Origin of the sequence: Parvibaculum sp. (genome assembly GCF_039680535.1) — a bacterium.
In the GTDB taxonomy this organism is placed as follows: Bacteria; Pseudomonadota; Alphaproteobacteria; order Parvibaculales; family Parvibaculaceae; genus Parvibaculum.
The window spans coordinates 406644-429931 of the sequence record NZ_JBDKSS010000005.1; the positions used below are offsets into that span (position 1 = coordinate 406644).

The 23288-nt window shown below is 63.5% G+C and carries 27 protein-coding genes; 20 read left to right on the plus strand and 7 right to left on the minus strand.

Annotated features, from left to right (window positions below; all coding sequences use genetic code 11):
• Window positions 1-72: 72 nt before the first annotated feature.
• The 6 genes from ABFC66_RS03140 to ABFC66_RS03165 all read left to right on the plus strand — a co-directional run bounded on the left by ABFC66_RS03140 (window position 73) and on the right by ABFC66_RS03165 (window position 3765).
• Window positions 73-906, plus strand: coding sequence for a crotonase/enoyl-CoA hydratase family protein (locus tag ABFC66_RS03140; protein ID WP_346739490.1), 834 nt, complete (start codon window positions 73-75; stop codon window positions 904-906).
• Window positions 896-1534, plus strand: coding sequence for a heme ABC exporter ATP-binding protein CcmA (gene ccmA, locus ABFC66_RS03145; protein WP_346739491.1), 639 nt, complete (start codon window positions 896-898; stop codon window positions 1532-1534). Before ABFC66_RS03140 ends, ccmA begins: the two co-directional genes overlap by 11 nt.
• Window positions 1531-2208, plus strand: a complete 678-nt coding sequence (gene ccmB / locus ABFC66_RS03150; protein ID WP_346739492.1) for a heme exporter protein CcmB — start codon at window positions 1531-1533, stop codon at window positions 2206-2208. Before ccmA ends, ccmB begins: the two co-directional genes overlap by 4 nt.
• 71 nt (window positions 2209-2279) lie before the next feature.
• Entirely contained in the window at window positions 2280-3035 is a 756-nt protein-coding gene (locus tag ABFC66_RS03155) for a heme ABC transporter permease (protein WP_346739493.1), read from the plus strand.
• A gap of 2 nt (window positions 3036-3037) precedes the next feature.
• A complete protein-coding gene (gene ccmD / locus ABFC66_RS03160; protein WP_346739494.1) occupies window positions 3038-3235 on the plus strand; it encodes a heme exporter protein CcmD in 198 nt (65 codons plus the stop codon).
• On the plus strand, window positions 3232-3765 hold the full coding sequence (locus ABFC66_RS03165) for a DsbE family thiol:disulfide interchange protein (RefSeq protein ID WP_346739495.1): 534 nt from the start codon (window positions 3232-3234) through the stop codon (window positions 3763-3765). The genes ccmD and ABFC66_RS03165 overlap by 4 nt, the downstream gene beginning before the upstream one ends.
• 28 nt (window positions 3766-3793) lie before the next feature.
• Here the strand turns inward: ABFC66_RS03165 and ABFC66_RS03170 are convergent, their stop codons facing one another.
• Window positions 3794-4342: a MarR family winged helix-turn-helix transcriptional regulator gene (locus ABFC66_RS03170; RefSeq protein WP_346739496.1), complete on the minus strand. Its 549-nt coding sequence runs from the start codon at window positions 4340-4342 to the stop codon at window positions 3794-3796.
• A gap of 382 nt (window positions 4343-4724) precedes the next feature.
• Here ABFC66_RS03170 and ABFC66_RS03175 point away from each other — a divergent pair, with 382 nt between their 5' ends.
• On the plus strand, window positions 4725-5288 hold the full coding sequence (locus tag ABFC66_RS03175) for an NUDIX hydrolase (RefSeq protein WP_346739497.1): 564 nt from the start codon (window positions 4725-4727) through the stop codon (window positions 5286-5288).
• A 166-nt stretch (window positions 5289-5454) separates the two neighbouring features.
• Complete coding sequence (locus ABFC66_RS03180; RefSeq protein WP_346739618.1) at window positions 5455-7077, plus strand: MFS transporter; 1623 nt, start codon at window positions 5455-5457, stop codon at window positions 7075-7077.
• 4 nt (window positions 7078-7081) lie between these two features.
• On the opposite strand, the gene ABFC66_RS03185 is transcribed toward ABFC66_RS03180, so the two are convergent.
• The 4 genes from ABFC66_RS03185 to dapF are packed head-to-tail and all read right to left on the minus strand — an operon-like array spanning window position 7082 to window position 10810.
• Window positions 7082-7708, minus strand: coding sequence for a septation protein A (locus tag ABFC66_RS03185; RefSeq protein WP_346739498.1), 627 nt, complete (start codon window positions 7706-7708; stop codon window positions 7082-7084).
• 2 nt (window positions 7709-7710) lie between these two features.
• On the minus strand, window positions 7711-8664 hold the full coding sequence (gene ftsY, locus ABFC66_RS03190; protein WP_346739499.1) for a signal recognition particle-docking protein FtsY: 954 nt from the start codon (window positions 8662-8664) through the stop codon (window positions 7711-7713).
• The gene (mtaB, locus tag ABFC66_RS03195; protein ID WP_346739500.1) at window positions 8661-9941 is read right to left on the minus strand and encodes a tRNA (N(6)-L-threonylcarbamoyladenosine(37)-C(2))-methylthiotransferase MtaB; all 1281 of its coding nucleotides are present in this window, start codon (window positions 9939-9941) and stop codon (window positions 8661-8663) included. Before mtaB ends, ftsY begins: the two co-directional genes overlap by 4 nt.
• Window positions 9938-10810 carry a diaminopimelate epimerase gene (gene dapF / locus ABFC66_RS03200; RefSeq protein WP_346739501.1) on the minus strand — a complete coding sequence of 291 codons (873 nt, stop codon included), beginning with the start codon at window positions 10808-10810 and terminating at the stop codon, window positions 9938-9940. Before dapF ends, mtaB begins: the two co-directional genes overlap by 4 nt.
• Before the next feature lie 122 nt (window positions 10811-10932).
• Between dapF and ABFC66_RS03205 the strand changes: the two genes are divergently transcribed.
• From ABFC66_RS03205 to ABFC66_RS03260, 12 genes are all read left to right on the plus strand, one after another.
• Window positions 10933-11781 (plus strand): PIG-L family deacetylase, encoded by an 849-nt coding sequence (locus ABFC66_RS03205; RefSeq protein ID WP_346739502.1) that lies wholly within the window; start codon window positions 10933-10935, stop codon window positions 11779-11781.
• A gap of 2 nt (window positions 11782-11783) precedes the next feature.
• A complete protein-coding gene (locus tag ABFC66_RS03210) occupies window positions 11784-12272 on the plus strand; it encodes a CinA family protein (protein ID WP_346739503.1) in 489 nt (162 codons plus the stop codon).
• A 244-nt stretch (window positions 12273-12516) separates the two neighbouring features.
• Window positions 12517-12726, plus strand: a complete 210-nt coding sequence (locus ABFC66_RS03215) for a hypothetical protein (protein WP_346739504.1) — start codon at window positions 12517-12519, stop codon at window positions 12724-12726.
• A 301-nt stretch (window positions 12727-13027) separates the two neighbouring features.
• Window positions 13028-14581 (plus strand): signal recognition particle protein, encoded by a 1554-nt coding sequence (gene ffh, locus ABFC66_RS03220; protein ID WP_346739505.1) that lies wholly within the window; start codon window positions 13028-13030, stop codon window positions 14579-14581.
• Window positions 14582-14643: 62 nt separating this feature from the next.
• Window positions 14644-15018, plus strand: coding sequence for a 30S ribosomal protein S16 (gene rpsP / locus ABFC66_RS03225; RefSeq protein ID WP_346739506.1), 375 nt, complete (start codon window positions 14644-14646; stop codon window positions 15016-15018).
• A gap of 15 nt (window positions 15019-15033) precedes the next feature.
• On the plus strand, window positions 15034-15609 hold the full coding sequence (rimM, locus tag ABFC66_RS03230; protein WP_346739507.1) for a ribosome maturation factor RimM: 576 nt from the start codon (window positions 15034-15036) through the stop codon (window positions 15607-15609).
• A complete protein-coding gene (gene trmD, locus ABFC66_RS03235; protein ID WP_346739508.1) occupies window positions 15602-16342 on the plus strand; it encodes a tRNA (guanosine(37)-N1)-methyltransferase TrmD in 741 nt (246 codons plus the stop codon). The genes rimM and trmD overlap by 8 nt, the downstream gene beginning before the upstream one ends.
• A 102-nt stretch (window positions 16343-16444) precedes the next feature.
• Window positions 16445-16840, plus strand: a complete 396-nt coding sequence (gene rplS, locus ABFC66_RS03240; RefSeq protein ID WP_346739509.1) for a 50S ribosomal protein L19 — start codon at window positions 16445-16447, stop codon at window positions 16838-16840.
• Between the two features lie 153 nt (window positions 16841-16993).
• Entirely contained in the window at window positions 16994-18400 is a 1407-nt protein-coding gene (gene leuC, locus ABFC66_RS03245; protein WP_346739510.1) for a 3-isopropylmalate dehydratase large subunit, read from the plus strand.
• 108 nt (window positions 18401-18508) lie between these two features.
• The gene (gene leuD, locus ABFC66_RS03250) at window positions 18509-19114 is read left to right on the plus strand and encodes a 3-isopropylmalate dehydratase small subunit (protein ID WP_346739511.1); all 606 of its coding nucleotides are present in this window, start codon (window positions 18509-18511) and stop codon (window positions 19112-19114) included.
• 102 nt (window positions 19115-19216) lie between these two features.
• Window positions 19217-20323 carry a 3-isopropylmalate dehydrogenase gene (gene leuB / locus ABFC66_RS03255; RefSeq protein ID WP_346739512.1) on the plus strand — a complete coding sequence of 369 codons (1107 nt, stop codon included), beginning with the start codon at window positions 19217-19219 and terminating at the stop codon, window positions 20321-20323.
• A 21-nt stretch (window positions 20324-20344) separates the two neighbouring features.
• Window positions 20345-21367, plus strand: coding sequence for an aspartate-semialdehyde dehydrogenase (locus ABFC66_RS03260; RefSeq protein ID WP_346739513.1), 1023 nt, complete (start codon window positions 20345-20347; stop codon window positions 21365-21367).
• A 27-nt stretch (window positions 21368-21394) separates the two neighbouring features.
• On the opposite strand, the gene ABFC66_RS03265 is transcribed toward ABFC66_RS03260, so the two are convergent.
• Entirely contained in the window at window positions 21395-22303 is a 909-nt protein-coding gene (locus ABFC66_RS03265; protein WP_346739514.1) for a hypothetical protein, read from the minus strand.
• Window positions 22304-22407: 104 nt separating this feature from the next.
• Window positions 22408-23253, minus strand: a complete 846-nt coding sequence (gene pdxY / locus ABFC66_RS03270) for a pyridoxal kinase (protein WP_346739515.1) — start codon at window positions 23251-23253, stop codon at window positions 22408-22410.
• Window positions 23254-23288 lie beyond the last annotated feature (35 nt).

Consider the following 23288-nt stretch of genomic DNA (forward strand, 5'->3'; position numbering starts at 1 on the left):
CGTGAAGGCTATGCTTCGCCCTGCCAGTACAGGGATGATATTGAAGGGCGAGAGAAAAATCGGGGAAGCGCCATGAACGCCGTTCGCGTCGAGAAAAATGGGCCTGTGACAACGGTGATTTTGAACCGGCCCGAGGTGAAGAACGCCGTCGACAGGCCGACCGCCTCAGCGCTGGCAGAGGCCTTTCTTGCCTTCGAGCGCGATGAAGAGGCGCTCGTCGGCGTTTTCGTCGGCGATCATGGAACATTCTGCGCCGGGGCCGATCTCAAGGCCGTTTCGGAAGGCCCTGCCTATGTGCCCGGCGGCCCATTGCCGCGGAGCAACCGGACAACACCGCCCGCGACGGGGCTCGATTTCGACCGGCTCTCGGGCGAGGGGCCCATGGGGCCATCGCGCATGGTGCTTTCAAAGCCCGTCATTGGTGCGATTTCCGGCTTCGCCGTGGCGGGCGGGCTCGAACTCGCGCTCTGGTGCGACATGCGCGTCGTCGAGGAAGATGCCGTTATGGGCGTATTCTGCCGCCGCTGGGGCGTGCCGCTGATCGACGGCGGAACGGTGCGGCTGCCGCGCCTTATCGGCCACTCGCGAGCGATGGATCTGATCCTCACCGGCCGCCCGGTCGAGGCGCAGGAGGCGCTTTCCATGGGGCTTGCGAACCGTGTCGTGCCCAAGGGCGAAGCGCGGGCCGAGGCCGAGCGGCTCGCCGCCGAGATCGCGCGCTTTCCGCAGACATGCCTCAGGCACGATCGCATGTCGGCCTATGAGCAATGGGATCTCGCCTATGATCAGGCCATCGCCAATGAATTCGAACATGGCCGCAAGGTGATGGCGACCGGCGAGACGGTGAAGGGGGCCGCCCGTTTCGCGGCGGGCAAGGGGCGCGGCGGACGTTTCGATGAAATCTGAATCTCTTCGCCTCAGCGCATCCGGCCTCGCCTGCGAACGCGGCGGCCGCGTCGTCTTTCGCGGTCTCGATTTTGAGGTCGGCGGCGGTCAGGCGCTGATCGTCACGGGGCGTAATGGCGCAGGCAAATCGAGCCTGCTGCGTCAGATCGCGGGGCTCGTGGATATTGCGGGCGGGCGGATCGCGCTCGACGGCGGCGATGCGGAACTCACGCTGCCGGAACAAACGCATTATGTCGGCCATCTCGACGCGCTGAAACCCGCGATGAGCGTGCGCGAAACGGCGCTGTTCTGGGCGGCCTATCTCGGCGGCGCGGATATTGACGCGGCGCTGGCTGAGCTCGATCTCGACGATCTCGTCGAACTGCCGGTCGCCTATCTTTCGGCGGGGCAGAGGCGGCGGCTCGCGCTGTCGCGGCTGCTGCTCGCGCCGCGTCCGATCTGGCTTCTCGATGAGCCGACGGTGGCGCTGGACAAGGCGAGCATTGCGCGGCTCGTTGCGCTGATGGAGGCGCATCTGGCGCGGGGCGGCATCATCGTCGCGGCCACGCATCAGGATATGGGCCTCGGTTCCGCCCGCTCGCTGGCGCTCGGCGCGCCGCAGGCTGCGGGCGAAGAGGTGTCCGCATGATCCGCGCCTTCAAGACGCTCGTGCTTCGCGATACGAAGCTCGCCATCCGCGTCGGCGGCGGGGCGGGGATGGCGGTCTTCTTCTTTCTGACCGTCATTGCCATCGTGCCGCTCGGCATCGGGCCGAACCTCAAGCTTCTGGGCAGCATCGCGCCGGGTATGCTCTGGGTGGCGCTTCTTCTGTCCGCGCTGCTGACGCTCGACCGGCTCTTTCAGGCCGATTTCGAGGATGGTTCGCTCGACTTGCTGATGACCGGGGCCTTGCCGCTCGAATTCGTGGCGGCGGCGAAAGCATTGAGCCATTGGCTCACCACCGGGCTTCCGCTCGTCGTCGCTGCGCCGCTTCTCGGCCTTCTTCTCAATCTCGAAACGAGCGCCTTCGGGCCGCTCATCCTTGCCATGCTGATCGGCACGCCGGCCCTGAGCTTTCTCGGGGCCATCGGCGCGGCGCTCACCGTCAGCGTCCGCCGGGGCGGGCTTCTCGCTTCGCTTCTGGTGATCCCCTTTTATATCCCGGTGCTCATTTTCGGCGTCGGGGCGGCGGGCGGCGGAGGGGTTTCGGCCGTTCCGGGGGCAGGCGGGCAAAGCCTGGCCCTGCTGGGCGCGGTGGCGCTGGTAAGCCTCGTGCTCGGGCCGGTGGCTGCGGCGGCGGCGCTCCGCGCCAATCTGAGATGAGGGCGCTCATGGAAAAGGCGTGGCAAAATGACCCGCTCTCTCCCTTGCCCTTCAGGCCGGAGGACAGCTAAATGGCGGGCATGTCAGAACTGACCGCATCCCAAAGGTTCCAGGCCTTCGCCAATCCGGCGCGCTTCATGGCGCTGTCGGACCGGCTTTTGCCATTGTCCGCCGTTGTGACGGCGCTGCTGCTCGCCGCGGGGCTCTATCTTTCGCTCTTTGCCTCTCCTGCCGACTATCAGCAGGGCGAGACGGTGCGGATCATGTACATCCATGTGCCGTCGGCCTGGCTCGCCATGTTCGGTTACATGGTCATGGCGGGCGCTTCGGTGGTCGCGCTCGTCTTCCGTCATCCGCTGGCCGACATTGCCGCGAAGTCGGCGGCACCCATCGGCGCGGCCTTCACCTTCCTCGCGCTGGTCACGGGCTCGCTCTGGGGTCGTCCCATGTGGGGCACATGGTGGGTCTGGGACGCGCGGCTCACGTCGATGCTGATCCTCTTCTTCCTCTATCTCGGCTACATGGCGCTCTGGGCGACGATCGAGGAGCCTGTCCGCGCGGGTCGCGCCGCCGCCGTGTTGGCGCTGGTCGGATCGATCAACGTGCCGATCATTCATTATTCGGTGGTGTGGTGGAACACGCTGCACCAGCCGGCGAGCGTCTTCCGCATCGACGGACCGGCCATCGCGACGTCGATGCTCATGCCGCTTCTGATCATGGCGCTGGGCTTCACGCTCTTTTTCGTGACGCTGCTTCTGTTGCGCATGCGTGCGGAAATTTTGCGGCGCCGCGTGCGCGTGTTGCGACTTGCGCGGACGGAGCGCTGAGCATGGCAGCCTTTTTCGATATGGGCGGCTATGCCGCGTTCGTCTGGCCGGCATATGGGCTTGCCGTCATCGTGATGATCGGCCTCGCGCTGCAGAGCGTCGCCGATTTCCGTATGCAGCGAAAGCTCGCGCGCGAACTCGAAGCGGGAAGATCTGCGCGCCCGCGCGCGCCGATGCGCAATCCGGATTCTGAAGCATGAGGCTTACCGCGCTGATCCCGGCGGGCATCTTTGCCGTGCTCGCCGCGTTCTTTCTTGTCGCGATCTTTCGTGGCGATCCGGCGCGTCTGCCTTCGGCGCTGATCGGGCGGCCCGTTCCCGAGTTCTCCCTCGGCCCCGTTGATGGACTCGACCGGCCGGGCCTCGCCACGGCGGATTTCGGCCATGGCAAACCCGTCATCGTCAATGTCTTCGCGTCATGGTGTGTTCCGTGCCGCGAGGAGCATCCGGTTCTGGTCGCGCTGAAGGCGGAGGCGGGAGTGCCGGTCTACGGCATCAACTACAAGGATGGCGCCGAGCCTGCGCGCCGTTTTCTTGGCGAGCTGGGCAATCCTTTCGATCGCATAGGTGCGGACAGGGCCGGGCGCGTGTCGATCGACTGGGGCGTCTACGGCGTGCCGGAGACCTATATCGTCGATGGCAAGGGGCGCATCGCCTACAAGCAGGTAGGCCCGCTGACGCCCGAAATTGTCGAACAGAAAATCCTCCCGGCGCTCAGGGCCGCTGAATAACAGCGTCCCCAAGCGTCGGAAAGATTTGTCAGGAAGCCTTGCGCTTCGCAGGAGCGCGCTTGGCGGCCGGACGCTTCGTCGCGGCGGCGCGGCGCGGCGCCTTGGCGCGTTCAGGCTCGGCGGCCTTCAATTCGCCGACAGCGCTGGCGAGATGGCCGAGGCCCTTCAGCAGATCGGCCTGAACCGTCTTCGGAAGAAGATCGAGCAGCGCCTTTTCTGCGGCGAGCGCGCGCGGCAGGGTCGTGGTGAGAGCGCGACGGCCGGCGGCGGTGAGGCGGACGGCATTGGCACGAGCGTCTTCCGCGGTGCGCTTGCGGGCGAGAAGGCCGTTTTTAATCATACGGCTGATCATGTCCGCCAGAGTCGAGCGATCGATGCCCGTACGGTTGACGAGATCGGTCTGGCTCAGACCTTCTTCCTCATTGACCGCAAAGAGCACGATGAACTGGCGCGGCGTTATAGCACCGTTACCCATCTGCTGAACGAACTGATCGTAGGCGAACTGTTGAGCGCGCCGCAGCAGATGACTAAGAGAGCTTTCGAGATCGTAACCCCCCGCCGACTTTCTGGCTGCCATTTCTAGAACCTCCGATTTGTGCGCTGAACCATTACTGTACCGTGTTCCAGTCGCATTTAGAGTGACCACGCGCCTTTTTGATCTTGTTGGAACGCAAGGAGAGCGAGCGAATTTTGCTCGATCACGGACGCGGAATATCATCATATGCACCTTACGAGGCCACTAGTGCAAGAGGTTGCGCGCACGAGAAATGGCGAGTGTGCCGTCCGGCGGCGGAATAAATGCATGAATTCCCTAATTCTGCATAAGGCGCGTTTATAACAGTGATTTCGATAGCTCATACGGCTTAGTTCCGTAAGCGGATCAACGAGATGATGAAATGACCAGTTCTGAAAATACGGGTGGTCCGATGGATAGACCACGGTCTCAAAGGCCGGGTGCAATGAAGCACAGAGAGCCGGGGACGGAGCATGAACTTCTCTTCACGAACCGTGTGCCGACCGGAGACAGCATGTCGCGCGACATTTGCGACCGCTGCGGCTTCATTCATTACGACAATCCGAAGATCGTCGTCGGTTCGGTTGTCACCCATGGCGACCGGTTTCTGCTGTGCCGTCGTGCGATCGAACCGCGCAAGGGCTATTGGACCTTGCCTGCAGGCTTCATGGAGCATGGTGAGACGACGGAGGAGGGCGCGCGGCGCGAGGCGTTGGAGGAGGCTAACGCCGATATCCGCATTCGCGACCTTCTGGCGATCTACAATATTCCCCGTATCGCGCAGGTGCAGATGATGTACCGCGCCGAACTTGTCTCGCCCGTGTTCTCGGCCGGGGCCGAAAGTCTCGAGGTCGCGCTCTTCGCCTGGGACGAGATTCCGTGGGACCAGCTCGCCTTTCCAAGCGCCTATTGGGCGCTGAAGCAATTCCATTCGGTGATGGATCAGGCGGTCATCGCGCCCTTCTCCAATCCCGAGGGCGAACTGGCCAATTCGTTCCCGTTTCGTTGAGGTGGGAAACGGGTTCTTTGGCCACTGGTGCAATTGCTCCGTTCGCGGCATTCTGCGGGGCATGTTGGAGGCTTGATGGGGACCGTGCCTGTCGCAGCGGCAGGTATTGGAGGGGGAAAGAACGGTGGCAACTGAAGCAAAGGCGCGCCGCCCGCGTGCGCAGGGGATGACGACTGAAGAGCGCAAGGTGATTTTCGCCTCGTCGCTCGGCACGATGTTCGAGTGGTACGACTTCTTCGTCTATGGCGCGCTCGCCGCCATCTTCTCGAAGCAGTTTTTCGCAGGCGTCAACGATACGGCCGCGTTCATCTTCGCGCTTCTCGTCTTTGCCGCGGGTTTCGCGGTGCGCCCCTTCGGTGCGCTTGTCTTCGGGCGGCTGGGCGATCTGGTCGGCCGCAAGCATACGTTCCTGGTCACGATCATCGTCATGGGCGCCGCGACCTTCCTGGTCGGCCTGCTACCCACCTATTCCTCGGTCGGCATACTTGCGCCCGCGCTTCTCGTCCTCCTGCGGATGCTGCAGGGACTTGCGATCGGCGGCGAATATGGCGGCGCGGCAACCTATGTCGCCGAGCATGTTCCTTCCGAACGTCGGGGCGCCTATACGTCGTGGATTCAGATGACGGCGACGGCGGGGCTTTTCCTGTCGCTCCTCGTCATCATGACCTGCCGCTCGCTGATGCCGGTGGAAGCCTTCGATTCATGGGGCTGGCGCCTGCCATTCCTGATTTCGGCCCTTCTCCTCGGCGTATCGGTCTGGATCCGCCTGCAGCTCGACGAGTCCCCGGTTTTCAAACGCATGCAAGAGGAGGGCAAAGGTTCGAAGGCGCCGCTGCGTGACAGCTTTGCCAAATGGTCGAACCTCAAGATCGTGCTCCTGGCGCTTTTCGGCCTCTCCATGGGCGAGGCAGTGGTCTGGTATACGGGCCAGTTCTATGCGCTGATCTTTCTCACGCAGGTTATCAAGGTCGAGCCGCAGACGGCGAACCTGCTTGTCGCGGGCGGCCTCGTCATCGGGACGCCCTTCTTTGTGATTTATGGCTGGTTCTCGGACAGGATCGGCCGCAAGCCGATCATCATGGCTGGTTGTCTGCTCGCCGCGCTGACCTATATGCCGATCTTCCACGCCATCACGCATTTCGCCAATCCGGCGCTCGAACGCGCCCAGGAGACGGCGCCGGTGACGGTCAGCGCCGATCCGGCGGAATGTTCGCTTCAGTTCAATCCTGTCGGAACCTCCGCCTTCACCTCGTCCTGCGACGTGGCAAAGACCGCGCTGGTGAAGCGCGGCGTGCCCTATTCCAACATCGCCCTGCCCGCAGGGGCCGCTGCCCAGATCCATGTCGGCGGCGCGCTGGTCCCTTCCTATGAAGCGACCGCGGCAGGTGCCAAGGAAAAGGCTGTCGCCTTCGAGGCGGCGCTGACGGCGGCACTCGCTCAGGCTCGTTATCCGGCCAAGGCCGATCCGACCGAAATCAACGCGCCGATGGTGGTGCTTCTGATCGGCCTGCTCGTCATCTTCGCGGCGCTGACCTATGGGCCGATCGCGGCGATGCTGGTGGAGCTCTTTCCGGCGCGCATCCGCTATTCGTCGCTCTCGCTGCCCTATCACATCGGCAATGGCTGGTTCGGCGGCTTCATGCCGCCCATCGCCTTTGCGGTGATCGCGGCCACGGGCAATATCTATAGCGGGCTATGGTATCCGATCGTGATCGCGGGAATCTGCTTCGTTGTCGGCGTGCTGTTCCTGCCGGAAACGAAGGATCGCGAGATTCATCACGGCGTCTGACGCCTCAATCGGCGGATGGCGCGTCCGACGCTTCTTTCGTGGCATATTTCGTCAGCACCGGCATTTGCGCCATGCCGAAGACGATGGTGAGCGGCATGATGCCGAAAAGCTTGAAGCTCACCCAGAAATCGGTGTCGAAGCTGCGCCAGACCGCTTCATTGAGAAGGGCGAGGAACAGGAAAAAATAACCCCAGCGGCGGGTGAGGATCATCCAACCTTCATCGGAGAGGTCGAAGGCGGCATCGAAAAGCTGCTTCATCAGCGGCCTTCCGGTGAAGGCGGCGCCGAGCAGGGCGGCGGCGAAGAGCATGTTCACCAGCGTCGGCTTCAGCTTGATGAAGACATCGTCGTGAAGCACCAGCGTCAGCGTGCCGAAGACGACGACGAACACACCGGTGACGAGCGGCATGGTCGGAATCCTGCGGAACTTCCAATAGGAGACGGCCAGCGAGGCGATGGTTGCGATCATGAAGACAGCGGTCGCGAAGAAGATGCTCGGGCCGGGCGCGCCGCCAACGAGAAGGTGGCCCTTGGAATTGGCGAGGAAAAAGATGACCAGCGGGCCCAGTTCGAGCCCCATGCGGAGCCATTGCGTGGCCGTCGGTCCCTGGCTGTCCGGCGCTTCGCTCATGCTCAGTTCGCTCCCGTGATTGCACGGGCAAATGTGTCCGCGTCGAAAGGCTGAAGGTCGTCGATGCCCTCGCCGATGCCGATGAGATGCACCGGCATGCCGAAGCGCTTCGCGATGGCGATGAGAATGCCGCCCCGCGCCGTACCGTCGAGCTTGGTCATCACGAGGCCGGTCACATTGGCGATCTTGCCGAAGATCTCGACCTGGTTGACGGCGTTCTGACCCGTCGTCGCGTCGAGCACGAGCAGCGTCGCATGAGGCGCTTCCGGATCGAGCTTCTTCAACACGCGCACGATCTTCTCGAGTTCGGCCATGAGGTCGGCCTTGTTCTGAAGCCGGCCCGCCGTGTCGATGAGAAGGAGGTCGGTCTTTTCCTCTTTCGCGCGGGCGAGCGCCTCATAGGCAAGGCCCGCCGCATCGCCGCCGACTTTCGTCGTCACGACCGGCGCGCCGATGCGTTCGCCCCAGACTTTCAACTGTTCGACCGCCGCCGCGCGGAACGTGTCGCCAGCCGCAAGCATCACGCTCTTGCCCTCGCGCTTGGCCTTGGCCGCGATCTTTGCTGCCGTCGTCGTCTTGCCCGCGCCATTGACGCCGACCATCAGCACGACGAAGGGCTTCTTCTCTGCGTCGATGGTGAAGGGCCTGGCGACGGGCGCGAGCACCTTGGAGATTTCGCCGGCGACGATGGCGCGGATCTCCTCCGGCGTCACTTCCTTGTCGTAGCGGTCCTTGCCGACGGCCTCCGCCACGCTCGCTGCCGTGTCGATGCCGAGATCAGCGGCGATCAGAAGCTCTTCCAGCTCGTCGAGCGTTGCCCGGTCGAGCTTCTTCTTGGTGAAGATGCCCGTGATGCCTTCGGAGATGGTGCGGGTCGAGCGCGAAAGCCCTTCCTTCATCCGCTGGAAGAAGGATTTCTTTTTCTGCTGTTCCTCGGGGACGTCGGTCTCGCTCATGCCGCCCTGAGACCCTGGAAGGAGGCGCCGTCATGAGAGGCGAGGCGGACGTCGAGAATTTCGCCGGGGCGAACGCTCGCGTCGATGAGATGAACCGGCGTGAACTGATGGGTGCGGCCGACGGTTTCGCTCTCCATCAGAACGGACCGCGTCTGGCCGAGGCCCGCTTCGAGGTGAAGGCGAATGCGTTCCGCGCCCTTCAGGCGCAGGCGTTCGGCGCGGGCCTTGATGAGGCCGCGGTCGAGCTGCGGCATGCGCGCGGCGGGCGTGCCGGGACGCGGGGAGAAGGGGAAGACATGGAGCCAGGTGAGGCCGCATTCATCGACGAGGCGCAGCGTGTTCTCGAACATTTCGTCCGTTTCGGTCGGGAAGCCCGCGATGAAGTCCGCACCGAAAACGATATCCGGGCGCAGACGGCGCGCTTCCTCGCAGAAGCGGATCGAATCCGCGCGGAGATGGCGGCGCTTCATGCGCTTCAGGATCATGTCGTCGCCCGCCTGCAGCGAGAGATGGAGATGCGGCATCAGCCGCTCTTCCTCGGCGATGAGGCGCATGAGCTCGTCATCGGCTTCGATGGAGTCGATGGAAGACAGGCGCAGGCGTTCGAGTTCGGGCACGAGCTTGAGGATGCGCCGGGAGAGATTGCCGAGGCTAGGGGTGCCGGGAAGATCGGCGCCGTAGGATGTGATGTCGACGCCGGTGAGCACGACTTCGCGGTAGCCGCTTTCGACGAGGGCGCGAACCTGCGCCACGACTTCGCCGGCGGGAACGCTGCGAGAGTTTCCCCGGCCATAGGGGATGATGCAGAAAGTGCAGCGATGGTCGCAGCCATTCTGCACCTGAACGAAGGCGCGGGCACGGCCCTCGAAACCCTGCACGAGATGACCGGCGGTCTCCTTCACCGACATGATGTCGTTGACGCGGACGCGTTCATTCGCATGAAGCGCGCGAGCGGGCTGCCAGCTCTCGGCCTGCATCTTCTCGTCATTGCCGAGAACGAAGTCGACTTCGGCCATGGCCGCGAATTCGTCCGGGTTTACCTGCGCCGCGCAGCCCGTGACGATGATGCGGGCATCGGGGCTTTCGCGCCGCGCCTTGCGGATCGCCTGACGCGCCTGACGCACGGCTTCATTCGTTACAGCGCAGGTGTTGAAGATGATCGCGCCTTCGAGACCGGCCTTTTCGGCATGGCCCTTCATCACCTCGGATTCATAGGTGTTGAGGCGGCAGCCGAAGGTGACGATTTCGGGCGTCTTCTTGTCAGGTGCGGGCTTCATGCGACCACGCCTCCGGCAAGCAGGCGTTGATCGAGGTCGCCCTCGAATTCGAATTCGATGGGGCCCGTCATATAGACGTGGTTGTCGGCCTCGCGCCATTCGATGTCGAGATCGCCGCCCGGCAGCGTGATCGTCACCTTGCGCTCGGCGAGGTGGCGGCGCACGGCGGCAACGCCTGTCGCGCAGGCGGCGGTGCCGCAGGCGCGGGTGAGCCCCGCCCCGCGCTCCCAGACCTTGAGCTTGATATGCGTCGGCGAAAGCACTTGCGCGACCGAGATATTGGCGCGCTCGGGAAAGAGCGGGTGATGCTCGAGCATCGAACCGATCCTGCCGAGGTCGATGGCGTCGGCGTCCTTCACGAAGAAGATCACATGCGGATTGCCCATGCTGACAGCGGAGGGCGAATGCATGACCGGATTGCCGAGCGGGCCGACCTCAAGCTCGATGGTGCGCGTGTCGGCGAATTCTTCGGAAAGCGGAATCTCGTTCCACTTCAGGCGCGGTTCGCCCATGTCGACGGTGATGCGTCCGTCGCCTGCGTCGGAACAGACGATGACGCCGGAGGGCGTCTCGAGGCGGACTTCGCTCTTGCCCGTCTCGTTGAGGATCAGGCGTCCGATGCAGCGGCTCGCATTGCCGCAGGCGCCGACCGTCGAGCCGTCCGCATTGCGGATGCCCATATAGGCGTCGCCGCCGGCGCGGGGATTTTCGATGGTGATGAGCTGGTCGCAGCCAATGCCCTTGTCGCGGTCGGCAATGGCGCGGGTGGCGTCATCGGAGAGCGCAAGCGGGTGCGAGCGGACATCCAGCACGACGAAGTCGTTGCCGAGCCCGTTCATCTTCCGGAAATGCACGCCCGATGTGACCATGATGGGCCGTATATGGCGCTTTTCCGGTGGAAATACCAGTCGTTTGCGCCGCTACGGGCGCAGCAGGGGGCGCTCCGTTTCGCTGAAGCTGGTACGATGGCGCCCGTTTTGGGGGGGCGGCAATGCGAAAAACGGCGCTATGGGTTCTGGCGGGGCTAGTCGCGGCCGCATGCCTGGTCGGGCTGGGCTTCTATCTCTGGGCGAGCGCCCTCTTTGCCGAGCCCTCGGCGCGCGAAGTCCCATCGGTCGCCGGTGCGCTTGGCGCGACGCGGGTTTTGGCCGTTTTCGCCCATCCCGACGATGAACTGCGGGTAGCGGGCCTTCTTGAGACTGCGAAAGGCCGGGACCATGCCTTTACCGCTCTGGTCACGGCGACCCGCGGCGAGAAGGGGACGCAGGTGCCCAAGGTCGCCAGACAGCGCGAGCTAGCGCTGATACGGACCGCCGAGGTGCTCAAAAGCGGCTATGCGCTGGGAATCGACGAGCAGGAGGTCTGGGATTTTCCGGATTCCGGGCTCGCCAATGTCGATCTCGACACGCTCGCCGGTCGCATCGAGCGCGCGATGGAGCGCTACCGGCCCGATCTCGTCGTCACCTTCTGGCCTGCGAGCGGCGAATCGGGCCACCCCGACCATATGCGGATCGGCCTCGCGACACAGGCTGCCGCCTTGCGGCTCAACGAGGCACCTGCCGTCGATGGCTATCGGGGACCGAAATGGATCGCTTACGTGGTGGCGCCGCGCCGTGGCATCCGCGCCATTGGCGGGGCGGCGGGGGCTTTCGTCGCCGCCAATGAACCCGATCCCGACCTTGCGATGGCGGCGAAGCTCTCTATCCGCATGAGGGGTTGGAAAATCCACGCCTCGCAGGAATATTCGATTCCGACGACCTATCACCTGTCGGCGCGCCTCTATTACCTTCTCTGGGGCGATGAATTCTACAAGGTGACTGAACTCAAGGAGCGGCCCTAGACGTGCAGGATCTTCTTCCCATAGCCGAACGGATCGGCGCGCTGCTGAAATCGCGCGGCGAGACGGTGGCCGTTTCGGAATCCTCGACCGGCGGCCTCATGTCGGCGGCACTGCTCTCGGTGCCAGGCGCGTCCGCCTATTACCTCGGCGGGGCGGTCGTCTACACGCAGAAGGCGCGTCGGGTGCTGATCGACCTCTCCGATGAGGCGATCGTCGAGGCCAGGGCTCAGAAGCCTTTGAGCGAGCCTTTCGTTCGCCTGCTGGGCCGCTCGCTTCGGGAGCAGTTTTCATGCACCTGGGCGCTGGCCGAGATTGGCGCGACCGGCCCGGCGGGCAGCCGCTATGGCGATCCGGCGGGCACAAGCTGCATAGCCCTTGTCGGCCCGGCGGAACACAGCTTCACGGTTCAGACCGGCAACGACGACCGGGTCTCGAACATGCGCGCCTTCGCCAAGGCCGGGTTGGAGTATTTTCTTCAAAATCTCCAATGAAATCAGGTGTTTGCTGATTTCCTGATATCGAATTCTCCGCGCCCCTTCGTTAATTCGCCGCAATGCGCCGGATCGATTTGTCGCCGGGCGCATTGTTTCCATAGGGGTTCCCCAAGGGCGAGCCCGGTGGAGTGCATTTCCGATATCGGATTTCCGTCCTGACATCGCCCCTGGTTGTCCCGTCGCACCTCGTCGCGGAGAAGTCCGCTTCATGGATGAGGGCGTCCCGAACAGGGAGATTTAAATGACCGACACAAAGAAACCGCTCGATTCCGATGCACCGAAGTCCGATGCCCAGAGGGCCGACGACCTGAAGCAACTCGACCAGAGGATTTCGGAATTCAAGCAGGAAGAGGACCCCGGAATGCCCCGCTGGGTGGAGTCGATGGCGACCGTTACCCACGAGGACAGGGAGCAGAACAGGTCGCCGAAGGCGGACAAGGGCTCGAAGTGACACGGCCCTGATGACGGCAGCGGCCTTGAGGGCGGCCTGCCGCCGCCTTGCTTCGTTACGATATGATGCGTTTCGACGGGTGTGCAGCCGAACGGGGTGGCACCCCCGGATTGACTCTTCAGGCCTGCGGCCCTAGTTTCCGCCCCAACTTTCGGGACATTGTTGCGCCCCGATCCGCCCGAGGCATTGAGCCCGGGTCAACATCCGCCGGCGATATTCGCTCGCGGGTGCGTTTTTGCTTTGTGTGAACGGCCCATTCATCTGAGCGGGCCATTGATCTGAACGGTATGGCGAGAGCCTCATGTTCGAAAATCTGACAGGTCGCCTCGGCGACGTCTTTACGAAACTCAGAGGGCGCGGCGCGCTCTCGGAGAAGGACGTCGACGAAGCCATGCGCGAAGTCCGCCGGGCGCTGCTCGAAGCGGATGTGGCGCTGCCTGTGGTCAAGGATTTCATCGACAAGGTGAAAGAGCGCTCGGTCGGCGTCGAGGTGCTGAAGTCGATCACGCCGGGCCAGCAGGTCATCAAGATCGTCCATGACGAGCTGGTGGGGATGCTGGGCGGGGCGGGCGACACGTCGATCTCGCTCCATGCCGCGCCGCCTGTCGCCATCATGATGGTCGGCCTTCAGGGCTCGGGCAAAACGACCTCGACCGCCAAGATCGCCAAGCGCTTCGAGAACCGCGACAAGCGCCGCGTTCTCATGGCCTCGCTCGATACGCGCCGTCCGGCCGCGCAGGAGCAGCTGAAGATTCTCGGCGAGCAGACGGGCGTTGCCACGCTGCCGATCATCGCGGGCCAGCAGCCCGTGCAGATCGCTCGCCGCGCCATCGAGGCCGCAAGGCTCGGCGGCTACGACATCGTCATGCTCGATACGGCGGGCCGTATCCATATCGACGAAGCGTTGATGCAGGAAGTCGCGGAAGTGCGCGACGTCGCGCAGCCGCATGAGACGCTTCTCGTTGCCGACAGCCTGACCGGTCAGGACGCTGTCAATGTCGCGCAGCAGTTCAAGGATCGCATCGGCGTCACCGGCATCGTCCTGACGCGGACGGATGGCGACGGACGCGGCGGCGCGGCGCTTTCGATGCGTGCCGTCACCGGCGTTCCGATCAAGCTTCTCGGCACGGGCGAAAAGCTCGACGCGCTGGAAGATTTCAAGGCCGATCGCGTCGCGGGCCGCATCCTCGGCATGGGCGACGTCGTCAGCCTCGTCGAGAAGGCGGCGGAAACGATCGACGCCGAAAAGGCGCAGAAGATCGCCGCCAAGATGAAGAAGGGTCAGTTCGACCTCGACGATCTGGCCGAGCAGCTCGCGCAGATGAAGCGCATGGGCGGCATGAAGGGCGTTCTCGGCATGTTGCCCGGCGTCGCGAAAGCGCAGGCGCAGATGGCCAATGCGCATATGGACGACAGCGTGGTGAAGCGTCAGGCGGCCATCATCTCCTCGATGACCAAGGCCGAGCGCCGCAATCCGGCGCTCCTCAATGCGAGCCGCAAGCGCCGTGTCGCGGCGGGCTCCGGCACCGAAGTGCAGGAGATCAATCGCCTCCTCAAGCTTCATCGCCAGATGGCCGACATGATGAAGATGATGGCGCGGCAGAAGGGCGGCGGCCTTCTCGGCAAGCTCTTCGGCGGCGGCATGCCCGAACTTCCGCCTGAATTGGCAAGCAATCCCGATGCGCTGAAAGACATGCTGCCCCCAGGTGGATTGGGGGGCGGAATGCCCGGCGGTCTTCCCGGCCTCGGCGCCGGTGGTCTGCCGAAGCTTCCCGGTCTTCCGGGGCTTCCCGGGCGCGGCGGTTTCCCCGGTGGCGGCCTTCCCGGCCTGCCGGGCGGCAAAAAGAAGAAGTGAGTTTCGCGCCGGGTCTGGCGCATGAGTTCAGAAGTTTCGAGTTTCACTGAAAGGCAAAAAACATGGCTCTCAAGATCAGGCTCGCCCGTGGCGGTGCCAAGAAGCGTCCGTTCTACCGCATCGTGATCGCGGACACGCGTTCGCCCCGCGACGGCCGCTTCATCGAAAAGATCGGCACGTTCAATCCGCTCCTGGCGAAGGACAGCAAGGATCGCATCGTGCTCGACCTCGAGCGTGCGAAGCATTGGCTCTCCGTTGGCGCGCTGCCGACCGACCGCGTCGAGCGTTTCCTCGATGCCGCCGGCCTTCTGAAGCGCGATGCGAAGGCGAACCCGGTCAAGGCGAAGCCCAAGGCGAAGGCGCAGGAGCGTCTGGCCGCTGCCGCCGCTGCTGCTGAAGAAGCAAAGGCCGCTGCCGAGGCCCCGGCCGAGGCGTAAGCACTCGCCGGAACCATGGCTGACAGCCCGCAGAAGAGAGTCTGTCTCGGCGTCGTCGTGGGCGCGCATGGCGTGCGCGGTCTCGTCAAGGTGAAGCCCTTCACGGAAGAGCCGGAGGCGGTCGCCGCCTACGGCCCGGTCGAAACGAAGGACGGACACCGCCGCTTCAGGATCGAGGCGATGGGCAGGGCCAAGGGCGTCGTGATCTGCCGCCTCGAAGGCATTGGCGACCGCGACAAGGCGGAAGCCCTGCGCGGGACCGAGCTCTATGTCGAGCGGGCGCGCCTGCCGGAGACCGACGAGGAGGAAGGCTGGTACTACAGCGACCTCATCGGGCTTTCGGCCGAGGGTGCCGACGGGCGGGTCTACGGGCAGGTTGTGGCGGTCGAGAATTTCGGCGCGGGCGATCTCCTTGAGATCAAGCGCCCCGAAGGCGGGCCGACGGTCTATCTCCCCTTCACGGAGGAGAATGTGCCGGAGGTCGAGATCGGGGCGGGGCGGATCGTGATCGACCCGCCGCTCGGAATTTTCGATGCGGGTCTCTTCGACGGAGGCCCGGAGGCCGAAGCGGGGGAGGGCGACGATGACTGAGCCCTTCTCGAAGCCGGAGCCGTGGGTAGCGACGGTCCTGACGCTCTTCCCGGAAATGTTTCCGGGGCCGCTGGGCATATCGCTGGCGGGGCGGGCGCTCGAGGCCGGAACGTGGCGGCTCGATGCGGTGGATATCCGTGGCTTTGCGACGGACAGGCACCGCTCGGTGGACGATACGCCTTCGGGCGGTGGGCCCGGCATGGTGATGCGGGCCGATGTGGTTGCGGCGGCGATCGATGCGGTCCACGAGACCGGATCGGCCAAGCCGTTGATTTATTTGAGTCCCCGGGGCAAGCCGCTCGATCAGGCGCGGGTCCGGGAACTGGCGACGGGTCCCGGCGTGACGCTTCTTTGCGGGCGTTTCGAGGGGCTCGACGAGCGGGTGATCGAGGCCCGCGGGCTGGAAGAGGTGAGCCTTGGCGATTTCGTCCTTTCGGGCGGGGAGCCTGCGGCTTTGGCGCTTCTGGACGCGGTGGTCCGGCTTCTGCCCGGTGTGATGGGCAAGGAAGCCTCGGGCGAGGATGAGAGTTTCGAGAGCGGGTTGCTTGAATACCCGCAGTACACGCGCCCTCAGGTGTTCGAGGGGCGCGAAATCCCGGCGGTTCTGACCTCCGGGGACCATGCGAAGGTCAAGGCCTGGCGACGGGCCATGGCCGAGGCTTTGACGAAGGAGCGGCGACCCGACCTCTGGGAGAAATTTCTCGCGAGTCGGTCCAAAGACAGTCGCCAGTGACATTGAAGTGTGATAGTGAAGCGCGCTTCCGGACGGGGTTTACCCGTAAAGAGCCCCGAAAGGGCCCGGCTCCGGCGCCTTCAATACCTGAGGTTTAAACCGATGAATATCATTGAGCTGATCGAGCAGGAGCAGATGGGAAGCCTCTCCGGCGGTAAGGAGATTCCCGATTTCGCGCCCGGCGATACAGTGATCGTCAATGTGAAGGTCGTTGAAGGCGAGCGTTCGCGCGTACAGGCCTATGAAGGCGTGTGCATCGCGCGGTCGGGCGGCGGGATCAACGAGAACTTCACTGTTCGCAAGATTTCTTACGGCGAAGGCGTCGAGCGCGTATTCCCGCTCTACAGCCCGCTGGTCGACTCGATCAAGGTCGTCCGCCGAGGCCGCGTTCGCCGCGCGAAGCTCTACTACCTGCGTGGCCGTCGCGGGAAGTCGGCTCGAATTACCGAGAAGAAGCAGGACAACAAAGCCCGCTCGCAAGAGAACGGCGCCGCCTGATTTCGTCGGTAGACGATTGGACGAGACGCAAAAAGCGGGCTGGGGCCTCGGGCCCCACGCCCGCTTTTCGTTTTTGGCTGCCTCTCTTATCTGATTTGACGTTGAACGGTGCGCGCGACCGCAATCCGAAGCGCCCGTAAAAGGAGAAAGAAAATGGCTGCACCCCGCACCATGTACGACAAAATCTGGGATGCCCATCTCGTCGACATGCAGGAGGACGGCACCGGCCTCCTCTATATCGACCGCCATCTCGTGCATGAGGTGACGAGCCCGCAGGCCTTCGAGGGTCTGCGCATGTCGGGCCGCAAGGTTCACGCGCCGGCCAAAACCCTTGCCGTCGCCGACCACAACGTGCCGACGACCGACCGTTCGAAAGGCATCGCCGACGAGGAGAGCCGCATCCAGGTGCAGACGCTCGACGACAATGCGAAAGCCTTCGGCGTCCAGTATCTCGAGATGAGCGACAAGCGTCAGGGCATCGTCCACATCGTCGGACCGGAGCAGGGCTTCACGCTGCCGGGCACGACGATCGTCTGCGGCGACAGCCACACCTCGACGCATGGCGCTTTCGGCGCGCTGGCGCATGGCATCGGCACGTCTGAAGTCGAGCACGTGCTCGCGACCCAGACGCTGATCCAGGCCAAGGCCAAGAACATGCGCATCAATGTCATCGGCAAGGCGCCGGCGGGCTTCACCGCGAAGGACATCGCGCTTGCCATCATCGGCCATATCGGCACGGCGGGCGGCACGGGCTATGTCGTCGAATATGCGGGCGAGGCGATCCGCGACCTTTCCATGGAAGGCCGCATGACCGTCTGCAACCTGACGATCGAAGCTGGCGCGCGCGCCGGCATGATCGCGCCGGACGAAAAGACCTTCGAATATTTCAAGGGTCGCCCCATGGCCCCGAAGGGCGAGAACTGGGAGAAGGCGGTCGCCTACTGGAAGACGCTGCCGTCGGACGAAGGCGCGCATTTCGACAAGGAAGTGAATCTCGACATCGCGAATCTGCCGCCGATGATCACTTGGGGCACGAGCCCGGAAAACGTCATCCGCATCACGGATCGCATCCCCGATCCGGCCAACGCGGCTGACGAGGGCAAGCGCCACGCGATGGAACGCGCGCTCGAATATATGGGCCTCAAGGCCGGCACGCCGATCACCGAAGTGAAGATCGACCGCGTCTTCATCGGCTCCTGCACCAATGGCCGCATCGAGGACCTGCGTGCGGCGGCCGCCATCGCCAAGGGTCGCCATGTCGCGCCGACGGTCAACGCCATGGTCGTTCCGGGCTCCGGCCTTGTGAAGGAACAGGCGGAGGCCGAAGGCCTCGACAAGATCTTCATCGAGGCGGGCTTCGAGTGGCGCGAACCGGGCTGCTCGATGTGCCTGGCGATGAATGCCGACAAGCTCAGCCCCGGCGAGCGTTGCGCCTCGACGTCCAACCGCAATTTCGAAGGCCGTCAGGGCCGCGGTGGACGCACGCATCTCGTCTCCCCCGCCATGGCGGCGGCGGCGGCGATCGCGGGGCACTTCGTCGATGTGAGGACGTTCGATTAATTTTTGACCGTCATGCCCGGGCTTGACCCGGGCATCCAGGCGGCCGGCATGGAGCATGCGGCTCTGGATTGCCGGGTCGAGCCCGGCAATGACGAGAAAGGAAGAACAATGGATAAGTTCAACAAGCTGACCGGCGTTGCGGCGCCCATGCCGCTGATCAATATCGACACCGATATGATCATCCCGAAGCAGTTCCTGAAGACGATCAAGCGCACCGGTCTCGGCAAGAACCTCTTCGACGAGATGCGTTTTGACGAAAAGGGCAACGAGAAGCCGGACTTCGTGCTGAACAAGCCGGCCTATCGCCACGCGCAAATCCTCGTCACGGGCGAGAATTTCGGCTGCGGTTCGTCGCGCGAGCACGCGCCTTGGGCACTCGCCGATTTCGGCATCCGCTGCGTGATCGCGCCGAGCTTCGCCGACATTTTCTACAACAACTGCTTCCAGAACGGCATTCTGCCGATCGTTCTGCCGCAGGCCGATGTCGACAAGCTGATGGATGACGCTGAGCGCGGCTCGAACGCGGTCGTCACCGTCGATCTCGAAGCGCAGGAAATCCACGGCCCCGACGGCGGCGTGATCAAGTTCGACATCGATCCCTTCCGCAAGCATTGCATGCTCGAAGGTCTCGATGGCGTAGGACTCACGCTGAAGAAGGTCGACACCATCGCGAGTTATGAGAAGCGCCACGCTGCCGAGCAGCCCTGGTTGTAACCCTTTTTGTCATGCCCGGGCTTGACCCGGGCATCCAGCGCGGCGCAAGTGGCTCTGGATTGCCGGGTCAAGCCCGGCAATGACGATGAGAAAGAAAGCGAAATGACGAAGAAGATTCTGATCGTGGCCGGCGACGGCATCGGCCCGGAAGTGATGGGCGAAGTCGAGCGCGTGCTTGGCTGGTACAAGCAGAAGCGCGGCTTCGACGTTGCCGTCGAGCGTGAGCTGGTTGGCGGCTGCTGCTACGACAAGCACGGCGTCGCTGTGACAGATGCGACCATCGAGAAGGCGAAGGCGGCGGATGCCGTTTTCCTCGGCGCGGTGGGCGGACCCAAGTGGGACAACGTGCCTTATGAAGGCCGTCCCGAGGCGGGCCTTCTGCGTCTGCGCAAGGATCTCGAACTCTTCGCCAATCTGCGCCCCGCGCTCTGCTTCGCGGCGCTTGCCGACGCGTCGTCGCTGAAGCGCGAGATCGTCGAAGGCCTCGACATCATGATCGTGCGCGAGCTGACCGGCGGCGTCTATTTCGGCGAGCCGAAAGAGATCACCGATCTCGGCAATGGCGAGCGTCGTGGCGTCGACACGCAGGTCTATACGACGCATGAAATCCGCCGCATCGCGGAAGTGGCCTTCGATCTCGCCCGCAAGCGCGGCAACCGCGTCATGTCGGTCGAGAAGCGCAACGTCATGAAGACGGGCGTGCTCTGGTACGAGGAGGTCTCGAAGCTCCACAAGGAGAAGTTCGCGGACGTGAAGCTCGACCACATGCTGGCCGACAATTGCGCCATGCAGCTCGTGCGCAATCCGAAGCAGTTCGACGTCATCGTCACCGACAATCTTTTCGGCGACGTGCTGTCCGACATCGCCTCGATGCTGACCGGCTCGCTCGGCATGCTGCCCTCGGCCTCGCTCGGCGCGAAGGATGCGAACGGCAAGGCCAACGCCATGTATGAGCCCGTGCACGGCTCGGCGCCCGACATCGCGGGCACGGGTGCAGCCAATCCGATCGCCTCGATCCTCTCGCTCGCGATGGCGCTGCGCTACACCTTCGATCGCGGCGCCTGCGCCGACCTGCTCGAAAAGGCGGTCGACGCGGTACTTGCCAACGGTCTTCGCACCGGCGACATCATGCAGCCGGGCATGACCAAGATTGGAACGGTCGCCATGGGCGATGCGATCCTCAAGGAACTCGACCGGCTGAACGCGTAAAGAGCCGTCAGGAGAAAGACCATGGGTTACAAAGTTGCCGTCGTCGGCGCCACGGGCAATGTGGGCCGCGAGATGCTGAACATCCTCGCCGAACGGGAATTCCCGGCGGATGAGGTGGTCGCGCTTGCCTCGCGTCGCAGCCAGGGGACGGAAGTTTCCTATGGCGACAGAATTCTGAAGGTGAAGGCGCTCGAGAATTACGATTTCGCGGGCACCGACATCTGCCTCATGTCGGCGGGCTCGACGGTTGCCGCCGAATGGGCGCCGCGTATCGGCGCCGCCGGCTGCGTCATGATCGACAATTCGTCGAAGTTCCGCATGGACCCCGACGTGCCGCTCATCGTGCCGGAAGTGAATGCCGACGCGATTGCCGGCTATACGAAGAAGATGATCATCGCCAACCCCAACTGCTCCACGGCGCAGATGGTCGTGGCGCTGAAGCCGCTGCACGATGTCGCGAAGATCAAGCGCGTCGTCGTCTCGACCTATCAGTCGACGAGCGGCGCGGGCAAGGACGGCATGGACGAGCTCTTCGAGCAGACCCGTGCGATCTATGTCAACGACCCGGTCGAGAAGCACAAGTTCACCAAGCAGATCGCCTTCAATGTCATCCCCCATATCGATGTCTTCATGGAGGATGGCTATACGAAGGAAGAGTGGAAGATGGTGGTCGAGACGAAGAAGATTCTCGATCCGAAGATCAAGCTCACCGCGACCTGCGTGCGTGTGCCGGTCTTCGTCGGCCATTCGGAAGCGATCAACATCGAGTTCGAAAATCCGATCTCCGATGAAGAGGCGCGTGAAATCCTGCGCGAGGCGCCGGGCTGCCTTGTCGTCGACAAGCGCGAGGATGGCGGCTATGTGACGCCGCTCGAATGCGTCGGCGACTACGCGACCTATATCAGCCGCATCCGCACGGACCCCACCGTTGATAACGGTCTCGCGATCTGGGTGGTCTCGGACAATCTGCGCAAGGGCGCGGCGCTCAACGCCGTGCAGATCGCGGAAATCCTCGGCTCGCGTTTCCTGAAGAAGGCGGCCTGATCCGGTTCCGGAGGCCGTTTGCCGAACCTATTGAAGTCCCGGCAAGAGGGTTGGGCACCGGAGGAAAATCGGCGCTGTTGCGTTGTCGAGGCCCGGTACATTCTTTGTGACCGAGCGGTCGGCGCGTATGGCATTTTCAGACGCGAGATGCACGATGCCAACCGGTGCGTTTGGTAGATAATATTCGACGAGTTTGCTGCTTATGCTGTCGTGTCTCCATGGCCCCATGTAATTGCATGTTTCCGGCATAAGCTCTACGGGAAGCCCGTCTTCATACACAGCAAGAGCGAGCGCAAGCTGCGTCGACGTGAAGACGCGGCCACGCCTCGCGCCTATCTCCTGCCATTTGCGCAGGCGAGCCCAATGGGGCGCGTCGGCGCGTAGCGCGAAGACACCAGCATTGAGCGTCGGCTTTGAGGCTAGTGTCTGGCATACGGATGACGGCAGACCGCAGCGGGCGGCGCTCTTGTAGAGCATACTGCGCACACGGGCTATTCCACCGAAGAACCAATCAAGGCGTATCTCTGTGGAATAATAGCGGCCAATTTGCGGAACTATGGCCAACTTGCCTTGCGATGCCCCTTTGATTAGCAACTCGACAGCACTGAAATCCTGCACCCAGGCGTCGGCATCGATCCAGACCAGGACATCGTGGTCGGGAAAATATTTTGGCATGAAAGCCTTGCCAATTTCCGCCTTGAGGTGAGTGCGACCGCCACTCCTTGCGGCCAGAAAATCATACTCCCAATCCGGTGTTACGACGTTGCAGCCCACGCCGCGAAGTTTTGCGACCTGATCGTCTGTAAGCCCCGCATCAATAATGCCGATCGGATAGGCTGAGCCAGCTGGATGTGTACGGATTGATGAAACAAGCTCGGCAATTAACGGAAAATATTTTCCGTCGCCGCCAGTCACCAGAATAGGCGATAATGCCATCTTTAAGCGGACTTTCTCTTGTCACATTCTTGACAAGAAAGTGGAAAATTTCCTGTTATATTTATATGGTATATATTGCGTCCGTGTCTCGGCGCTATCGGTTTCTAGTTGAAAATCTCGATATTCGGCAATAGTCCGGGCTCGGAGAGCATGGCCTGGTCATGCGCGAGCGCCAGTTCGGCGCGGCCCGTCTCGACGCTCGACTTGACGAGAGCGGCGGTGGACGCGGCGGCGCGGGCGAGCGCTTGTGGCGTGTTGAGGCCGTTGAGAAGCCGGGCAAGGAAGACGGCGGCGAAGAGGTCGCCGGTTCCCTTGGGCGTGGCTTCGCCCCCCGCTTCTCCATGGAAGGCGGTCTCGGCGCGATAGGCGCGTTTCGCCTCGACGGCGAGGCTGGAAACGCGGCCTTCCGGCGCGGGCGCGGAGGTGATGACGACGAGCTTTGGCCCAAGCTTCCGCGCGAGCGGGAGCGCGGCGCGAATATCGGCGGGCGTCTCGCCCGCGAGGCGGCAGAATTCAAACCAGTTCGGCGTGATGATGTCCGCGCTCTTCGCGAGGGCGGCCTGTGCCGCCTCGACCTCGGGGCTCACATAAGCCACGCTGCCGTCGCCTGCGATGGGGTCGCAGAGATAAAGCGCATTGGGATTGGCGCTCTTTACCCGCTCCACCGCTTCCGCCACGGCATCGGCCTGATCGGCTTCGGCGAGGTAACCCGAAAAGACCGCGTCGCAGCGCGCGAGCCAGCCACGCTCATCCAGCGAGCGGATGAGACCTGAGATCAGGTCCGGCGCGAGCTTCACGCCTTCGGGTTTGCCATAGCCGGGATGGTGAGCGAGGAGGGTGGTGGGCACCTCCCAGACCTCATGGCCGAGGCGCTCCATGGCGAAGGCAGAGGCCGTGTTTCCGACCGCCCCATAGACGACCTGGCTCGAGATGGAAAGGATCGTCGCCATTCCTGCTCCTCATGGCCCCACCCCGGAAACCGCTT

Excerpts from the sequence above, each read along its gene's own strand:
- ABFC66_RS03140 (WP_346739490.1), top strand. The coding sequence starts at position 73 with ATGAACGCCGTTCGCGTCGAGAAAAATGGGCCTGTGACAACGGTGATT.
- ccmA (WP_346739491.1), top strand. The coding sequence starts at position 896 with ATGAAATCTGAATCTCTTCGCCTCAGCGCATCCGGCCTCGCCTGCGAA.
- ccmB (WP_346739492.1), top strand. The coding sequence starts at position 1,531 with ATGATCCGCGCCTTCAAGACGCTCGTGCTTCGCGATACGAAGCTCGCC.
- ABFC66_RS03155 (WP_346739493.1), top strand. The coding sequence starts at position 2,280 with ATGGCGGGCATGTCAGAACTGACCGCATCCCAAAGGTTCCAGGCCTTC.
- ccmD (WP_346739494.1), top strand. The coding sequence starts at position 3,038 with ATGGCAGCCTTTTTCGATATGGGCGGCTATGCCGCGTTCGTCTGGCCG.
- ABFC66_RS03165 (WP_346739495.1), top strand. The coding sequence starts at position 3,232 with ATGAGGCTTACCGCGCTGATCCCGGCGGGCATCTTTGCCGTGCTCGCC.
- ABFC66_RS03170 (WP_346739496.1), bottom strand. The coding sequence starts at position 4,342 with ATGGCAGCCAGAAAGTCGGCGGGGGGTTACGATCTCGAAAGCTCTCTT.
- ABFC66_RS03175 (WP_346739497.1), top strand. The coding sequence starts at position 4,725 with ATGAAGCACAGAGAGCCGGGGACGGAGCATGAACTTCTCTTCACGAAC.
- ABFC66_RS03180 (WP_346739618.1), top strand. The coding sequence starts at position 5,455 with ATGACGACTGAAGAGCGCAAGGTGATTTTCGCCTCGTCGCTCGGCACG.
- ABFC66_RS03185 (WP_346739498.1), bottom strand. The coding sequence starts at position 7,708 with ATGAGCGAAGCGCCGGACAGCCAGGGACCGACGGCCACGCAATGGCTC.
- ftsY (WP_346739499.1), bottom strand. The coding sequence starts at position 8,664 with ATGAGCGAGACCGACGTCCCCGAGGAACAGCAGAAAAAGAAATCCTTC.
- mtaB (WP_346739500.1), bottom strand. The coding sequence starts at position 9,941 with ATGAAGCCCGCACCTGACAAGAAGACGCCCGAAATCGTCACCTTCGGC.
- dapF (WP_346739501.1), bottom strand. The coding sequence starts at position 10,810 with ATGGTCACATCGGGCGTGCATTTCCGGAAGATGAACGGGCTCGGCAAC.
- ABFC66_RS03205 (WP_346739502.1), top strand. The coding sequence starts at position 10,933 with ATGCGAAAAACGGCGCTATGGGTTCTGGCGGGGCTAGTCGCGGCCGCA.
- ABFC66_RS03215 (WP_346739504.1), top strand. The coding sequence starts at position 12,517 with ATGACCGACACAAAGAAACCGCTCGATTCCGATGCACCGAAGTCCGAT.
- ffh (WP_346739505.1), top strand. The coding sequence starts at position 13,028 with ATGTTCGAAAATCTGACAGGTCGCCTCGGCGACGTCTTTACGAAACTC.
- rpsP (WP_346739506.1), top strand. The coding sequence starts at position 14,644 with ATGGCTCTCAAGATCAGGCTCGCCCGTGGCGGTGCCAAGAAGCGTCCG.
- rimM (WP_346739507.1), top strand. The coding sequence starts at position 15,034 with ATGGCTGACAGCCCGCAGAAGAGAGTCTGTCTCGGCGTCGTCGTGGGC.
- trmD (WP_346739508.1), top strand. The coding sequence starts at position 15,602 with ATGACTGAGCCCTTCTCGAAGCCGGAGCCGTGGGTAGCGACGGTCCTG.
- rplS (WP_346739509.1), top strand. The coding sequence starts at position 16,445 with ATGAATATCATTGAGCTGATCGAGCAGGAGCAGATGGGAAGCCTCTCC.
- leuC (WP_346739510.1), top strand. The coding sequence starts at position 16,994 with ATGGCTGCACCCCGCACCATGTACGACAAAATCTGGGATGCCCATCTC.
- leuD (WP_346739511.1), top strand. The coding sequence starts at position 18,509 with ATGGATAAGTTCAACAAGCTGACCGGCGTTGCGGCGCCCATGCCGCTG.
- leuB (WP_346739512.1), top strand. The coding sequence starts at position 19,217 with ATGACGAAGAAGATTCTGATCGTGGCCGGCGACGGCATCGGCCCGGAA.
- ABFC66_RS03260 (WP_346739513.1), top strand. The coding sequence starts at position 20,345 with ATGGGTTACAAAGTTGCCGTCGTCGGCGCCACGGGCAATGTGGGCCGC.
- ABFC66_RS03265 (WP_346739514.1), bottom strand. The coding sequence starts at position 22,303 with ATGGCATTATCGCCTATTCTGGTGACTGGCGGCGACGGAAAATATTTT.
- pdxY (WP_346739515.1), bottom strand. The coding sequence starts at position 23,253 with ATGGCGACGATCCTTTCCATCTCGAGCCAGGTCGTCTATGGGGCGGTC.